This window comes from Ornithinimicrobium carbonis (assembly GCF_977012275.1).
The window spans coordinates 3,651,890-3,667,541 of record NZ_OZ348993.1; the positions used below are offsets into that span (position 1 = coordinate 3,651,890).

The following is a 15,652-nucleotide window of genomic DNA, read 5'->3' on the forward strand; positions in this document are numbered from 1 at the left end:
CCCCTCCTCGTCGCGGGCAACGTCCGTGCAGCGCAGCTCCGGGACATTGTCGAGGATCACCACCTCATCCCCTGGGACACCGACAGCGTTGTCGGCGTGGGCGACAGCACCCCCAACACCTACGAGCAGGACGGCGGACAGGGCGGCCACCGCCCTGTTGGTTATGCGGAGCAGAAGGTCCTTTACAGAAATGGATTGTCCGGTCTCGAGGACGACCGGGTGGTAACGACGACGTCCGGCCTGAATAGCGTCCCGCATGTGGGGAAGGTGATTGGTCGGAGCACCGCTGTTGCCCTTCTCTGAGCTCGGCCATGGAAGGCGAGAGGGACAGGGAGCCCCGCGCACCTGGTGTTGGTGCGCGGGGCTGCCCGTCGTTGCTGGTCGTGCCGTGTGCTACTTGCGGAGGTCGAACACTGCCTTCACCGGGACTGCAAAGCTCGGGTCCATGACCGTCACGGTGTAGGTGCCGTTGCCCAGTGCGAGGCCGCCGTTGAGCTGGCTGTTCTTGGTGGACAGGTTGTAGACGTACTGGGTGTCGGCCCAGCGCATCAGCTTGCCGTTGGTCGCGACCTCGGTGATGACCGGCTCGTTGACCGCGCCGTCAACGATGGTGTCACCCTGCACGAGGTTGACCGCCGGGGTGAGGTTGCTCACGGGGAGGCCGTCGCAGCCGGTCACCGTGATCTTGACCGGGACGGTGCTGCCGATCTTGAAGGTGCTGCGGGTGCCGGTGGTGTTGATCGGTGCCTGGATGACGCTCGGGGTGTTGTAGGCCCGGACCCCGGGGACGCTCTCACTGTCAGAACCGAGGTCGTCATCGGTCACCGTGACCGTGGCGGAGTAGGTGCCCGCAGCGGTGAAGGTCCGCGACATGTCCGTGCTGCCGTTGTCCCAGAGCACCGACTCCGTGTGCGTGTCGGCGCTGCCCGCGTCGGTGAAGGTCGGGTCCAATGTGACCGCGCACGCGCCCTGCCGGGTCTGGGTGACTCCGGTGATCACAGGGTTCGCGTTAAGAGCGTTGTAGGTGAACTGCTGGGTGGCGTTGACGTGCTCACCGTCGGACGCTGTCACCGTGATGGTGCCGGGAGCAACGTCGTCATTGGTGACCAAGCTCCAGTTCCATCTGCCGTCCCCGTTGTCGGTGAAAGTGCCGGCGCTGTTGTCGGCCGTGAGAGTGAGGCTGTCGTTGCCGTCGGCGTCGGTGAACACGCCACTGGCCACGAGGGTGTCACCCTCCGTACCAGAGGCGCCAGTTGCGGCCACACTGCTGGCCACCGGAGCATGAGAGTTGAGGTCGCACGCGTCACCCAGACCGTCGTTGTCGGCGTCGGCCTGTTCGGGGTTGGCCACGTTCACACAGTTGTCGGAGGAGTCCGACACCCCGTCACCGTCGGCATCCGGTGCCGGCGGCGGGGTGACGACTGGGCCTGTGGCCAGCAGCGGCACCTGGACGTTGATGAAGTCGGTCTTGTAGGCGGGCAACACGGTTCTGTCGACGAACGTGTCCTGGCCCTTCACCTTCACGACCTCAGTGACCGTTTCGCTCCGGCCCCCGGTTGCGGTTCCTGTGAGCGTCGTCTTCGCCCCCGCGGTCGCGGTGACGCCGCTTCCGGCCACCGACACGGTGACTTGGTGCGTCGTGGTGCAGTCGGTGACCTGAACGCTGGTCTTGTCGACCGTTGCCCACGCGTCGTCAGCGGTGAAGGTGATGGTCACGGGGTGGTCGGACGTCGCGTTGCAACCCGCAACGTCACTGCCGCCGGAGCTCGCGAGCAGCTGCACCGTGAACGTGTCGCTGCCGCCCTCGGGAACAGTCATCGAGTTGTTGCCCATGTCGACATCGTCGGCGAACGCGAGACCGGTAAAGGCAAGTGCTCCAGCCGCCGTCATGGCCGTCAGAGTTGATGCCCGCCCTGCCCACTTCTTTGTTCTGGTCATGTTTGAGCCTTCCTGGCCACCTGGCGTACCCCGAATGAGCTTGCCCTCACGAGGAGCGTAGGTGCGCGGGACTGCGGACGATAGACACGTGAGCGTTCAAGGGGGTAAACGCGCGTTCAAACCCTTAAGCGCTCCGCCCACGAAACGGGCAAAGCGTCATGTCGAAGAACGGCGGGATCCTGTTCGACCTGGTTCCGCGAAACCGCATGCCGGCCATCTGGCCGCGGCTGCTCACGGGGCTCCGGACGGACTCAGAGGCGGCATGCCGCCACCGTGACGAAACGACCAGGCCCCCACCGGTGCTGACACGCCAACATCACCGCCGCGTCCTCGTTGGTCATGCCGCTGGCGACCTATAACCAGAACGCACCTTCCACCGCACGGGCGGGTGCTGGACGCACCGGGGAGCGCAACCTGGGCCGGACCGCCCGGTCTGCGTCCCGTTGCGACGACCCGTTGGTTTCCACGATGAAGGCGACGTAGACGAACCCAGTGGTTCGCACGCCCTTGTCCCGCCACACCCGGACAGATCCGGCCGGCCATGGCCCGGTCGCACCGACTCCCGGGAGACTCCCAGCTCCTTGGCGACCGCAGTCATCGCTCCGTCACTGAGGGGTAGTCCTGCCGGTGCTCCAACCCCAACCTGACTTCCCAGGCTCGCAGCTCAGGATCGATCTTTTTCGACACGTGCTCATTCTCCGGGACCCGTACAGGGGGCGGCATCAAACCTGCGGCGCTTCACGAAAACGTGAAGGCGTGGCAGTGCCATAGAAACCGTTTGCGCGTTCATCGGCCTAAGCGCACCGTTCAATCAGGTAAACGCTGCGGGCCACCTTGCGGTGCGGGCTACTCGCAACCATGAGATCTGCATGCGAACGATCGACAACAACCTGGGGACGATCGGCGCCGTTCAGTTTGGGGACCCGCGGAAACCACCAGCACGGGTTCGATCCTGGCAGCCCGACGGTGTGCAGCAGCGCACTGGCAACACGGGATCGCACGCCAGGAAGAGAATGCTTAGAAGGGACCGTCCGCAGACCGACCCTCCCAGACCGGGAGCAGCCGCCTGTCGTCACCCACCGTGACGTAGAGGCCGCTCGTGCTCTGCAGCAGGACCGGGTCACCCGCTGCCTTGGTCAGGCTTCACGGCGTGCCGCCGGGGCACTTGTTCACCTCGCGCACGTGTCCGCCGCCGTCGTCGTGGCCGTCAGCGGTGGTACCCACGTCGTGGCCATCGTCGTCCTGGCCGCCACCCTCGTCATGACCTCGACCGCCGGCACCTCCACCGCCTCCTAGCGTTGCTGCACTTCCATGCCTGCCCCGGTGACCGCGCCGTCGATACGGTTGAAGCCGACCGACCCCGCGTTCGTCTGGAGCCCCTCGTTGTTGTTCCAGCCGAGGACCGACTGCACCTAGCCCTTCCCGACGAAGCCGTACACCCCGGCATCCAGGTCGTAGGCGGTCGCCGTCCCGGCGGCCGTGAGGGTGAGTGCCGTCGCGATGACGGCGACGGTGAGGATGCGTCGCATCTCGGTTTCCTGAGGAACGACCGGCGCAGGGGTACGGGCCCCCGCCCCCCGGCCGCCGGACCCACCCTCCGGCCCCCCGCGGCCCTCGTTGTAGGCCCGTGGGGGTCGTGCGACCGATCGTCGCGGACGGCTCTAGGAGGGCGCCGGCCGCGGGATCTTCGTGTCCCCGAGTGCACGGCCCCGTCACGGGACCACGCCTCATGAATATCAGCCGGGTCGAGGAGCGCACATCGGGCGAATGCCCCACCACCTGCCCGGATCTGCTGCCGCATAGGGCGAATGCCCTATACAGGCCCCCCTGGCCCACGCCATAATCGACCATGGACCCCAGCACCCCGTACGGGCGGGACGACGTGCTGCGCCGCATCCTCGAGGAGCTCGAGGCCCCCGGTGTCCTGCTGACGCTGACCGGGCTTCCCGGCTCAGGCACCTCGACGGTGGCTCGGGCGGCACTGAGCCTCACCGCCCCTTCCTGCGACCCTGACACCCCCGGATGCGAGTCCGACCGCCCCTGCACGTCGTGCACCGTGGAGGGGAGGGTATGCCGCAGCGCCGGCGCCCTGGAGGCCGCCCTGGAAAGGTGTTCCTCCACCGACGTCGGACTGATCCTCGTCGAGGACGTCCACCACGCCGTCGACGGGCCCGCGGTGGTGGAGGACCTGCGGCGCTCACGGCCTGGCCTGAGTCTGCTGCTCACCGCCCGCACGCCCGTGGGGCTGCCCGGCGAGGTGGTGGTGCGGGTGCCTCCGCTCCCGCTGCCGGACCCGCTCGACGCGCCGGAACGACTGCGCGCAGAGCCCGCCGTACACCTCTTCCTGGACCGGGCCGCCCGGGCCGGGGCACCCGTGGACGTCGACGGCGCGGACCTGGCCGACGTGGCCCGGATCTGCCGGCACGTGGGCGGGCTGCCGCTGGCCGTGGAGCTCGTCGCCGCGCGGGCCGCCACCTACTCCCCCAGCACCCTGCTGCACCTCCTCCGTCGGGCTCCGGGCCAGCTCCTCCGCCCACCGGGCCGAAGGTCGCACCCGTCCGACGGGGTCGCCGATCACGACCTGGCCACCGCCCTGGCCTGGAGCGTCGCCCTCCTCGACGAGTCCGCCCGCCAGCTGTTGTTCGACCTGCTGGTCCTCGGGTCGTCGGTGACGGTGGACGACGTGGAGCAGGTCACTGGTCGGGACGACGTCGTCGACGACCTCGCCGCCCTCGTCGACGTCCACCTGGTGGAGGCCGACCACGAGGGACGCGTCAGCCGGTTCACCGTCGCGCCCGTGGTGCGCGACCACCTGCGCACCATGGGCACGCCCTCGGACGAGCTGCGCCGGCGCCACCGGTCCTGGGCGCGTCGGGTGGCCAACGACTGCCTCCAGCTCGACGAGTCGGGAAGCCTGTCCGAGGCGCGCCGTCGTGCAGCGGCTGTCGAACCCGACCTCACCGGGGCGCTGGACGCCGCCCTGGCCGACGGGGACGCCCCGGCCGCCACCGACCTGGCGCTGGCGCTGCTGCCCGTCTGGTTCGCCCGCGGTGCCGTCCCGGGCACCGCCGACCGTGTCGCCTCGGTCCTCTCCACCCTCGGGGAGGACACGTCGGACGTCGCGGCCGAGACCCGCAGCCTGGTGCTGGCCGCCTGGGTCCAACTGCTGCGGGCGGAGACGGCGAGCTCGGCCGCCGACGTCTCGGCGGTCGTGCCGGAGCTGACCCGGATCCGGGAGCAGGCCCGGCTCAGGGGTGACCGGGCGCTGCTCGGCGTCACCTTCGTGGCCGTGCAGGCCGCGCGCTCCATGGTCGACCGCGAGGCCGCCGAGGCCTGGGCCCGGGAGGGACACTCGTTGGCCCGCCGGCTGGCTGACGAGGCGCGGCTGGTGCGGATCGAGACCTGGCTCGGCATGCTGGCGCACCAGCGAGGAGATCCCGTCGAAGCCGCGAAGTGGGCCCGCTCGGCCGTCTCCCGCGCCCACCGCCTCGACGATCCCGGGCTCGCCCTGTCGCCCACCGGTCTGCTGCTCAGCCTCCCCGGCCCCCCGCCCGACGGCATCGAGCTGCCGGACCGTACCCGGCTGGTCGACCTGGCCCGCCAGCACGGCGACCTGCGCACCCTGGACTGGTTGGAGCCGATGGCCGCGTTCGGTGCCCTGGGGGCCGGCGACCTGTCGACCGCCGTCCGCCACAGCATGGCCACCCTCCGCCGAACCGGCGCCAGTGGTGCCCGACCCCGGGCGGGCCCTCCTCTCATGTGCTTGTTCCTGGTGGCCCTCCAGGTGCAGGACCTGCCCTGCGCCGGACGACTGCTCGGCATGGTCGCGCGGCACCTCGACGTGCTGCGCCCGGCCCTGCCACCCGCAGTCGCGGCCGTCTTCGACCAGGCCGAGGAGGCCTACCACGCGGCCACCGGGCCGGAGGGTGTCCGTGAGGTCGCCTGGGGTGCACACCTGAGCCACGACGAGGCCCTCGACGCCGCCCTCGCGCTCGCCCGGGGCCTGGACCGGTCCGTCTCGGAGCGGACGTCGGTGGGCCCGGCCTCCGCCGGGCCGACGGCCGCGGGGCACGCCGACGCGGGGCTGACGGCCGCTGGCCGCCCCGACGCGGGGCGGACGGCCGCTGGCCGCCCCGATACGGGGCACAGCAGTGCGGGGCACACCGACGTCGGGCCGGCGACCCTCCCGTCGATCGCGGTCGGGCAGAGGGGCGGAACGACACCGACGGGCGTGGAGGCGTCCCCGACCCGGTCGGTGAGGGAGACGGGATCCACCCGCACGTCCGACGACCTCCGCACCTCCGACGACACCGGTCCCGGCTCCGGCTCCGGCGACACCGAGCTCACCGCCCGTGAGCGTCAGGTGCTGGAGGCTCTGGCGTCCGGGGCCACGAACCGGGAGATCTCCCGACTGCTGGGGATCAGCCCCAAGACGGTGATGCACCACACCAGCCACATCTACCGCAAGCTCGCGGTCCGCGGCCGGGCCGAGGCGGTGGCCCACCACCTGCGACATCCCGGCACCCGGCCTCAGACCGGCCGGGACATCTCCAGGTCACGCTGACCCTCCAGCCGCGGATGGGGCAGGGAGGCACCCGTCAGCCGGTACCCGTGCCGCTCGTACGCCCGGCGCGCAGCCGTGTTGGACTCTCCCACCTGCAGCACCATCCGGGTGCACCCCAGCCCGCGGGCCAGGTCCCGGGCGGACTCCAGGAGCAGGTCCACGACCCCCCTCCCCCGCCCGGCGGGCACGACATACACCGCCAGGACGAGCGCGTCCCCGGAGCCGGCCTGCAGACCCAGGGCCTGGTTGGTCTCCCGCGTCAGCACGGTCGTGGTCCCGAGCGGTGTGCCCCCGGCGTCGCGCACATGCAGGGTGCGGTCGTGGGACCGCTTGCGCCACTCGGCCTCGGCGAGGTGCTCCACGTCGGCGAGCACGGTCCAGAACGCGTCCGGCGCGTCTCGCAGCATGCCCAGGCGCAGCTCCCGGTAGTCGCGCCAGTCGTCGGGGGTCAGCCGTGCCACGTGCAGACCGGGCACCGATGCGCCACCAGCGGACCGTTCCATGAGAACTACTCCTAGCACGCAGGCAGCAGATCAGGGCTGCCAGGTCTGTCCGTCAGCCGGTCGCTCCCGGCCCTGTCCGTCGTTCGACCGGGGTCTTGACGTGACGGCGGATGCGCTGCGTGGCGGGCCGGTCGTCACGTTGTGACGTGGAGCACATCGCGCTAATCTTTTTTGAGCCCTTGAGATCCCTCACGAGGCGCACGACCAGCCTCGTCTCGACCTGGGGCTGGCGACGGTGACTGATCCGTCGCACGCGTTTCACCACCGCGGGAGCGACCATGAGACGTCAGGACTGGCAGGATCTCGCGTTCTGCATGTGCTTGTCCGGGGCGATCGTGACCACCTTCGTGATCGGGGTCTTCCTCGCCGTCTACCTCGGGATGCTGTTCTCATAGCACCCGTCGACGTCGACCCACCCCGGGTCGCCCGGTCAGTCCAGGTAGTCCCGCAGGACCTGCGACCGGCTCGGGTGGCGCAGCTTGGACATGGTCTTGGACTCGATCTGACGGATCCGTTCGCGCGTGACGCCGTAGACCTTTCCGATCTCGTCCAAGGTCTTGGGCTGACCGTCGGAGAGGCCGAAGCGCATCGAGACCACACCGGCCTCGCGCTCGGAGAGGGTGTCCAGCACCGAGTGCAGCTGCTCCTGCAGCAGCGTGAAGGACACCGCGTCCGCCGGCACGACCGCCTCGGAGTCCTCGATGAGGTCACCGAACTCGCTGTCGCCGTCCTCACCCAGGGGCGTGTGCAGGGAGATCGGCTCGCGGCCGTACTTCTGGACCTCGACGACCTTCTCGGGCGTCATGTCCAGCTCCTTGGCCAGCTCCTCCGGGGTGGGCTCGCGGCCCAGGTCCTGGAGCATCTGACGCTGCACGCGGGCCAGCTTGTTGATGACCTCGACCATGTGCACCGGGATGCGGATGGTGCGGGCCTGGTCGGCCATCGCGCGGGTGATCGCCTGGCGGATCCACCAGGTCGCGTAGGTGGAGAACTTGTAGCCCTTGGTGTAATCGAACTTCTCCACCGCGCGGATCAGACCGAGGTTGCCCTCCTGGATGAGGTCCAGGAAGAGCATGCCGCGGCCGGTGTAGCGCTTGGCCAGGGAGACGACGAGACGCAGGTTCGCCTCGAGAAGGTGGTTCTTGGCGTTCTTGCCGTCCTGGGAGATCCACCACAGCTCGCGCTTGAGCTTGGCGTCGACCTTCTCCCCGGAGTTCAGCTTCTCCTCGGCGAACAGACCGGCCTCGATCCGCTTGGCGAGCTCGACCTCCTGCTCGGCGTTGAGGAGGGCCACCTTGCCGATCTGCTTGAGGTAGTCCTTGACCGGGTCGGCCGTTGCACCGGCGGTCACGACCTGCTGGGCGGGCGCGTCGTCGTCGTCGGCGCTGGTGAGGACGAAGCTGTCGTCCTCGCTCTTGGTACCGGCCGCCTTGACCCCCTCGGCCACCGGGGTGGCCACGGTGGTGTCCTCGTTGGACGCCCCACCCTCCTCGACCACCAGGTCGGCGTCGGCCTCCACGGCCGCGGAGTCCGAGTCGGAGTCCTCGACCGGGGCTGCCGCGGCCTTCCTGGCTGCCACTGCCTTCCGGGTCGCCGCGGTCTTCGCGGCAGCGGTCTTGCGGGCGCTGCCGGCGGGCGCGCTCTCACCGACGGCGGCGTCGGCCGCACCCCCGGTCGTCGCCGACGTGCCGGCGGCCTTCTTGGCGGTGGTCTTCTTGGCGGTCGTCTTCGCTGCGGTGGTCTTGGCCGCGGTGGACTTCGTCGCGGCCGTCTTGGCCGCCGTCTTCCGGGCGGGGGCCTTCTTCTCGGTCGAGGGTGCCTCGGCCGGAGTGTCCGACGCGCTGGGGTCACCGTCCGGGTCGGCGTCCGGGTCGGCGGGCGCGCCGGCAGCCTTCTTCGCCGCGGCCGACTTCGCCGTGGTCCGGCCCGTCGCGGCGGGCGTCTTGGCACGCGGACGCTTTGTGGTCGTCTGGGCGGTGCCGTCGTCCCGGACCTCGATGGCGGCGTCGCTGAAGACGCGCAGCACCTTCTTCTGGGCGGCGGCGGTCCCGACCTCGGCGACCTGCAGAGCCTCCCGGACCTGAGCCATCGCCACGTGCCCGTCCTGCGCTCCCTGGGCCAGCAGCGTGCGCAGCGCCTCGTGCTCGAAGGCGGGCGGCAGGTCGGTCGGGACGGCGGGGCGGGTGGTCTTGGCTGTCACGGGAAGAACCAACTCTTTTCGGGCGTGGGGCGGGCGGCCGGGCAGGAGGGATCGGCGGCGTGATCCGGGCGGCGGAGTGCATGATCTGCCGTGCGCAGCAGGTGACACTCGCCATTATAAAACGTCGAGGCCGCCGAAAGTATGCCGAGGGGTCGGAACGCAGGCCCCGACCGCCTCTTCCGTGCTGGTCAGGGGCCCTCCACGCTCGGTCGACCCGGACCTGATCGGCCAGGGGCCAGGCGGGCCGCCAACCAGACGGACCGTCGGGCACCGCACGGGCGCCCGAGGGTCCGACTCGGTCGGTCCGACTCGGTCGGTCCGACTCGGTCGGCCCGGGTCCGTCGGCCCGGCTCAGTCGGCCCGGGTCAGTCGCTGTCGCCCGCCTTGACGGCCAGGACGGGGCAGGAGGCCTCCAGCAGGATCCGCTGGGCGTTGCTGCCCAGGATCAGCTTGCCGATCGGGGTCCGCCGCCGCAGGCCGATGACGATGAGCTCGCCCCCGCTCTCGTCGGCGACCTCGACGAGGTCCTCGGCAGGCTCGTTGCCGCGCACCAGGGCACGGACCTCGTGCTCGATGCCCGCCTCGTCCAGCACGCGCTGCACCTTGTTCAGCTCGTCCTCGAAACGCTGCGCCTCATCGGCGTCGAAGTCGCGTCCACCGCGGTGGGAGTTGACCACGACCAGCTTGGTCGTGCGGAGCATGGCCTCGGCGCTGGCCGCGCGGAGGGCGGCGCGACCCTCGCGGGTGGGGATGTAACCGACGATGACCGACATGGGCACCTTCCTCCTTGGGGGATCCTGCTCGGAGGCTACACCGCCGGGTCAGGCCGCCCGGCCGCGCCCCCGCGTGGTGCTGCTCCCGTCGGTCGCGTCGTTCCTGTTCCCGTCGCTCCCGTCACCCCCGGCGGCATCGTCGTCCTCGTCGTCCCCGTCGCTCCCGTCCTCCCCGGCGGCGGCGTCCTCCCCGTGCGCCGGCGTCCGCTCGGCGTTCCGAGGGATCTCCGGCGGCATCCCGTGCTCGAGCGCCTGGCGCAGGAGGCGGGCCATCCGGTAGTCCGGGTCCAGCTCCAGCGCCAGGTCGGCGGCCTCGTTCGCCAGGGTGCCCTCGCCCGTTCCCCAGGCCAGCAGACCGGCGAGCGTGACGAACGGCACCGACAGGTCGACCGGGACCTGTCCGGCGAGGGTGATCAGCCGGTCCAGCGCCGTCCCGTGGTCCACCGGCCACGGCGGCAGCAGCTCGCACATCCTCTCGACGGCCTCAGGCTCGAGGAGGTCCTCGAGGCTGAACAGCCGCGGGAGCCACCTGGCCAGCACGAGATCACGCAGCGTGCGGTCCTGCAGGACGAGCGCCACGGCAGCACGGTCCTGCGCCGTCGGTGGCTGGACGAACGAGCCGCCGCACACCCACCGTCCCAACGCCGCCAGGGAGGCGCTCCCGTCGAGCTGGCCCGGAGCCAGCTCCAGCAGGGCCTGCTCGGTCGCCCGGCTGGCCGCCTCGTCCCGTCGGCGCATCCGCGCCACGGCCGCGTCCCGGCCGGGCGCCACGGCCCGCCCCTGCAGGACCAGGTCGGCTACGAGCGGGACGTCAGCCGGGGCCGGCATCGGCAGCCACGCATGCGGCGCGTGTCCCGCCGTCCCCTTCCCGTCCGCGACCACCCCGGGGACGACCGGGCCACCGGCCTCGACGAGCGGCAGGTAGGCGTCGATGCCCACGACCGCCACGTCGTTGACCCGCACCCGGTGATCCTCGGCGAACTCCAGCAGCGTCCGCGCCGCCAGCAGCCCGAGCTCCTCGTCCGCGTCCCACAGGTAGCAGTGCAGCACCAGATCCTCCCCGTGCTGCGCGCGGAGCCGGGCGACCGGCGGGGCCAGCCGGGTCAGGGCCGGCTGCACGTCACCGGGAGCGGCCAGGTCGGCACGCACCGTCATCACCATTCGCCCACGCATCGTCCCCCGACCTGTCGGCCGCCGGGGACCGGCGGCCTGCGCGACCGTGGCGACGACCACCAGCGAGCGGCCGGGCCGGTAGCCGATGAGGTGCGGGATCGCGGTCATCAGGTGAGCTGCTCCCCGCACGGGCGGGAGAGCCCCGGCGGAGCCGGGGGTGGGGGTGGAGCCGGAGGTGGTGGGGGTCGTCGGTCCTGTCGTCTCGTCCATGGCCCCACAGTGCCGAAGACGGGCCCGGTCGTGCCGGGCCCGTCTCGGGATCTGTGGATAACCTCGCGACCGTCGTCAGGACGGGGACCCGGGTATGCCGCTACTCGCTGATCGCGGTCCCGCCCGGCGAGGTCTGGACGAACTCGCGTCGCGCGTGGTCGGCCAGGCGCTTCATGAGCACCCCGTCCAGACCGGCACCCACGACACCGCCGGCGATCGGCACGAACCGGATCAGCTTGCCCAGGACCCGCCCGCCGACGGTGGTCAGCAGCCGGAAGCCCACGGCCTTGTTGACCATCATCCCGGCGGCCTTGGGCATCCGGTCCATCGCCATCCGGGCCAGGCGGCCGGACCCGGTCATCCCCGCGGCCACGGACAGCCCCGTCTTCTGCAGGATGTCCTCGGCGTCGGCACCGACGAGGGAGAGGCTGATGGCCGCGCGCGCGCCCGGAGCGTCCACGTCATACCCGCGCAGCTCGGCGATGGCCGCGACCATGCGCGTGGCCAGCACGTAGAAGCCCAGCACGTTGGCGGGCAGCGAGACCGGCATGGTCACCAGACCCCCGACGCCGGTGACGAACCCGCCGGCGCTGGCCAGCTTCACGTGGTCGGAGACGACCTCGTCGACGGCCTTGCGCACGTCGCCGTCGGCCTTCTTCAGCGCCTCGGCGGCGACCTTGTGCGCGGAGGCCATCGGCCCCGGCCCCTTGATGCCCGCGTCCACGATGCGCCCGACGAAGGCGTTGGCCATCGACTCCAGCGGGCCGTCCGGCTCGGCGGTTTCGGGCTGGTTGTCGTCCTTGCGGTCGAAGAGACCCACGGATGTCCTCCTGAGGTGTGGTGGATGAACGGCCCACATCGTCCCACGGTGCGGGCGGACCCGCCTGTCGCGGCGGCGCGGACCAGGGGGCGTGCATGGTCGGCAGAACCCGGCTGCGGGACCCCTCCCGGTCAGCCCTGGGGGTCGGGGTCCTCGTCGGTCTCGGTGGGCTCCACGGCGCGGTCCTCGACCACCGTGCCCTCCTGCGGGGCCGGTCCGGCGACGCCGGGGTCCTGCAGGAACTTCTCCAGCTCGGCCCCGATCTCGTCGGCGTTGGGCAGCTTGGCCGCCTCGGCCGCGAGCAGGCTGCGCCGCTTCTGCCCCTCGATGAAGTGGTCGTAGCGCTGCTCGAGCGTCTCGACGACCTCGCGCGCCTCGTGGTTCTGGTCCAGCTCGCTCTCGATCTGGGCGCGGGTCAGCCCGGCCATGGCGACGAGCTCGGCGGTGGGCAGCACCAGCCCGGTCAGGTCCATGACGGCGTCGGCGGCGGCCACGATCGCGTCCCCGAACTGCGCCTCGGCCAGGTAGTGCGGCACGTGGACGGCCACGCCCATCGTGGTCAGCCCGGCCTCGGCCAGCCGCAGGTGCAGCAGGCTCTCGGCGCTGCTGGGCACCTTGACCTGACCGAAGACCGGCGTGTGGTCGCCCAGCAGCTCCCGGTCGCTGGCGAAGCGGGTCATTCCCACGGGACGGGTGTGCGGGACCGCCATCGGGATCCCGTGCGCGCTGACGACCCGCCGCACCCCGAAGTACAGACCCAGCTGACGCACGGCGTCGATGAAGCCCTCCCAGCGGAAGTCCGGCTCGAAGCCGTGCAGCAGCAGGAACGGCTCCCCGGCGGCGTCCTGCACCCGGTAGAGCACGAGGGAGGGGTCGTCGTAGTCGGCGTAGTGGTCGGAGTCGAAGGTCATCAGCGGGCGGCGCGAGCGGTAGTCGACCAGCTCGTCGGCCGCGAAGCTCGCCACCACCTCGTGCTCGAGGTGCTCCAGGAGGTGCTCGGCCAGGGTGGAACGCACCTGTCCGGCGTCCAGGAAGCCCTCCAGCGCCACCACCATGAGCGGGGCGGGCTGGGGCTGCCGGGCGGCGTCGGTCTCCAGGCGGAACAGGGGTGAGCTCGTCGTCACGGGAAGTCCTCTCCTCTCGTCTGGCAGGTGCAACGTCCCGGGTGCGTCGGGGCATTCCAGAGGGTATGCCGTGCCGCCGACAGCCTCGGACGGTGCGACATCGTCGGTGCAGGGTGGTATCACAGAGGACATGACCGCACCCGCGTCCCAGTCCCGGACCCCCGCGTCCGTCTTCCACGACCTCGACCACTACGTGGCGGTCCCCCGCCTCTCGGGCCTGGCCCTGTCCCCCGACGGCTCCCGCCTGGTCACCACGGTGGCCACCCTCAACCGCAAGGGCACCGGGTACGCCTCGGCGCTGTGGGAGGTCGACCCCACCGGGCGGCAGGAGCCCCACCGGCTCACGCGCAGCAGCAAGGGCGAGTCGGGCGCGGCGTTCTCGGCCAACGGCGACCTGTTCTTCACCTCCGCGCGGCCCGACCCCGACGGCGACGACGACGACACCCCCACCCCGGCGCTGTGGCTGATCCCGGCCCGCGGCGGGGAGGCCCGCGTGGTGCTCAGCCGGCCGGGCGGCGTCGGCGGGGTGCGCTGCGCCCGCGAGGCGGACCGGACGGTCGTCACGGCCGACCTGCTCCCCGGGGCCGCGGACGAGGAGCAGCACGCCGCCCTGGCCAAGGCCCGCAAGGAGGCCGGGGTCGACGCGATCCTGCACAGCGGCTACCCCGTGCGCTTCTGGGACCACGACCTGGGCCCGGCCCGGCCGCACGTCTTCGCGGTCGAGCAGGGCAGCGGCCCGACGGCCGGGTCGGTCGCCGCGGACGGCGAGGTCGAGGGTGGTCACCCGCACGAGAGCCAGGAGGAGGCTCCCGCCCCCCTGCCGGGGACCGTCGACCGGTCCCCCGAGCTGCGGCTGCGGCTGCTGACGGGCGACCTGCCGGCGCCCCTGCACGAGCCCTCCCCCGTCCTGTCCCCCGACGGCACCTTCGCGCTCCTGTCGGTGCCCGTCCCGCAGGCCGGGGCGGACCTGCGCTCGGCGCTGGTGCGCATCGACCTCTCGAGCGGGCGGCGCCGCACCCTCCTGGACCGGGACGGCACCGAGGTGGAGGCCGGACCCGTCAGTCCCGACGGCACCCGCGCCGTCGTCGTGGTCGACCGGGTCACCACCCCCACCGACCCACCGCGCCCGCAGCTGTTCCTGCTCGACACGACCACCGGCGGGACGACCCCGCTGGCGCACGACTGGGACCGCTGGGCCACCCCCGTCGCGTGGACGCCCGACGGCCGCACCGTCCTCGTCCTGGCCGACAGCGACGGACGCTGCCCGGTCTTCCGGATCGACGTGGCCTCCGGCGAGGTCACCCAGGTGACCACCGACGACGCCGCCTGGTCCGACCTCGTCGTCGCCCCCGACGGCAGGGTGGCCTACGGCGTGCGCAGCTCCTACCTCTACCCGCCGGAGGTCGTCCGGCTCGACCTGGCCACCGGGGAGGTCACCCCACTGAGGGGACCGGTGGAGCGTCCGCGCATCCCGGGGCGGCTCGAGGAGGTGGAGACCACCACCGAGGACGGCACCCGGGTCCGGGGGTGGCTCGCGATGCCCCAGGACGACGTCGCCGGCGGCCACCCGCTCCTGCTGTGGATCCACGGCGGCCCGCTCAGCTCGTGGAACGCCTGGACCTGGCGCTGGAACCCTTGGCTCATGGTCGCGCAGGGGTATGCCGTGCTCCTGCCGGACCCGGCGCTGTCCACCGGCTACGGGCAGGACTTCGTCCAGCGCGGCTGGGGGGCCTGGGGCGACGCCCCCTACACCGACCTCATGGCGATCACCGACGCCGTCGAGGCACGGGAGGACGTCGACGCCTCCCGAACCGCGGCGATGGGCGGGTCGTTCGGCGGCTACATGGCCAACTGGGTCGCCGGGCACACCGACCGGTTCCGGGCGATCGTCACGCACGCCTCGCTGTGGGCCCTCGACGGCTTCGGCCCGACGACGGACGCCTCCTACTACTGGCAGCGCGAGATGACCGCTGAGATGAGCGAGAAGCACAGCCCGCACCGCTTCGTGCAGGACATCGTCAGCCCGGTGCTCGTCATCCACGGCGACAAGGACTACCGCGTGCCGATCGGGGAGGGCCTGCGCCTGTGGTACGAGCTCCTCTCCCGGTCCGGCCGCCCCGCCGCCGCCGACGGGTCGACCGACCACCGGTTCCTGTACTTCCCGCAGGAGAACCACTGGATCCTGGCCCCCCAGCACGCCAAGGTCTGGTACCAGGTGGTCGGCGCCTTCCTCGCCGAGCACGTCCTGGGCCAGGAGCCGCCCGCCCTGCCCGAGGTGCTGGGCCTGACGGCTCCGTCGAAGAAGGACTTGAAGGAGTAGACGCCGACCGGCGACGCGAAGGAGTAG

At 71.6% G+C, this 15,652-nt stretch carries 10 protein-coding genes; 3 read left to right on the forward strand and 7 right to left on the reverse strand.

The genetic code is table 11. The features are described 5' to 3' along the window. Nucleotides 1–96 precede the first annotated feature (96 nt). Nucleotides 97–303 (forward strand): hypothetical protein, encoded by a 207-nt coding sequence (locus tag ACWHYA_RS16735; RefSeq protein WP_425940371.1) that lies wholly within the window; start codon nucleotides 97–99, stop codon nucleotides 301–303. Nucleotides 304–393: 90 nt separating this feature from the next. Here the strand turns inward: ACWHYA_RS16735 and ACWHYA_RS16740 are convergent, their stop codons facing one another. Then, complete coding sequence (locus tag ACWHYA_RS16740) at nucleotides 394–1,890, reverse strand: PxKF domain-containing protein (RefSeq protein ID WP_425940369.1); 1,497 nt, start codon at nucleotides 1,888–1,890, stop codon at nucleotides 394–396. 1,897 nt (nucleotides 1,891–3,787) lie between these two features. Between ACWHYA_RS16740 and ACWHYA_RS16745 the strand changes: the two genes are divergently transcribed. Next, entirely contained in the window at nucleotides 3,788–6,502 is a 2,715-nt protein-coding gene (locus ACWHYA_RS16745; RefSeq protein ID WP_425940367.1) for a helix-turn-helix transcriptional regulator, read from the forward strand. Here ACWHYA_RS16745 and ACWHYA_RS16750 read toward each other — a convergent pair. From ACWHYA_RS16750 to ACWHYA_RS16775, 6 genes are all read right to left on the reverse strand, one after another. Beyond that, nucleotides 6,469–7,005, reverse strand: coding sequence for a GNAT family N-acetyltransferase (locus ACWHYA_RS16750; RefSeq protein ID WP_425940365.1), 537 nt, complete (start codon nucleotides 7,003–7,005; stop codon nucleotides 6,469–6,471). The genes ACWHYA_RS16745 and ACWHYA_RS16750 overlap by 34 nt on opposite strands. Nucleotides 7,006–7,435: 430 nt before the next feature. Further along, a complete protein-coding gene (locus ACWHYA_RS16755; RefSeq protein ID WP_425940364.1) occupies nucleotides 7,436–9,205 on the reverse strand; it encodes an RNA polymerase sigma factor in 1,770 nt (589 codons plus the stop codon). 365 nt (nucleotides 9,206–9,570) lie between these two features. Continuing rightward, nucleotides 9,571–9,978, reverse strand: coding sequence for a universal stress protein (locus ACWHYA_RS16760; protein ID WP_425940362.1), 408 nt, complete (start codon nucleotides 9,976–9,978; stop codon nucleotides 9,571–9,573). A 48-nt stretch (nucleotides 9,979–10,026) separates the two neighbouring features. Then, nucleotides 10,027–11,361, reverse strand: a complete 1,335-nt coding sequence (locus ACWHYA_RS16765; protein WP_425940360.1) for a DUF4192 domain-containing protein — start codon at nucleotides 11,359–11,361, stop codon at nucleotides 10,027–10,029. 100 nt (nucleotides 11,362–11,461) lie between these two features. Next, nucleotides 11,462–12,181, reverse strand: coding sequence for an EcsC family protein (locus tag ACWHYA_RS16770; RefSeq protein ID WP_425940358.1), 720 nt, complete (start codon nucleotides 12,179–12,181; stop codon nucleotides 11,462–11,464). Between the two features lie 131 nt (nucleotides 12,182–12,312). Continuing rightward, nucleotides 12,313–13,305 carry a PAC2 family protein gene (locus tag ACWHYA_RS16775; RefSeq protein ID WP_425940356.1) on the reverse strand — a complete coding sequence of 331 codons (993 nt, stop codon included), beginning with the start codon at nucleotides 13,303–13,305 and terminating at the stop codon, nucleotides 12,313–12,315. A 130-nt stretch (nucleotides 13,306–13,435) separates the two neighbouring features. Here ACWHYA_RS16775 and ACWHYA_RS16780 point away from each other — a divergent pair, with 130 nt between their 5' ends. Continuing rightward, complete coding sequence (locus tag ACWHYA_RS16780; protein ID WP_425940354.1) at nucleotides 13,436–15,625, forward strand: S9 family peptidase; 2,190 nt, start codon at nucleotides 13,436–13,438, stop codon at nucleotides 15,623–15,625. Nucleotides 15,626–15,652 lie beyond the last annotated feature (27 nt).

Bases quoted from the DNA above. Each gene is read 5' to 3' on its own strand.
- ACWHYA_RS16750 (WP_425940365.1), bottom strand. From the start codon at position 7,005: ATGGAACGGTCCGCTGGTGGCGCATCGGTGCCCGGTCTGCACGTGGCA.
- ACWHYA_RS16780 (WP_425940354.1), top strand. From the start codon at position 13,436: ATGACCGCACCCGCGTCCCAGTCCCGGACCCCCGCGTCCGTCTTCCAC.
- ACWHYA_RS16740 (WP_425940369.1), bottom strand. From the start codon at position 1,890: ATGACGGCGGCTGGAGCACTTGCCTTTACCGGTCTCGCGTTCGCCGAC.
- ACWHYA_RS16745 (WP_425940367.1), top strand. From the start codon at position 3,788: ATGGACCCCAGCACCCCGTACGGGCGGGACGACGTGCTGCGCCGCATC.
- ACWHYA_RS16760 (WP_425940362.1), bottom strand. From the start codon at position 9,978: ATGTCGGTCATCGTCGGTTACATCCCCACCCGCGAGGGTCGCGCCGCC.
- ACWHYA_RS16765 (WP_425940360.1), bottom strand. From the start codon at position 11,361: ATGGACGAGACGACAGGACCGACGACCCCCACCACCTCCGGCTCCACC.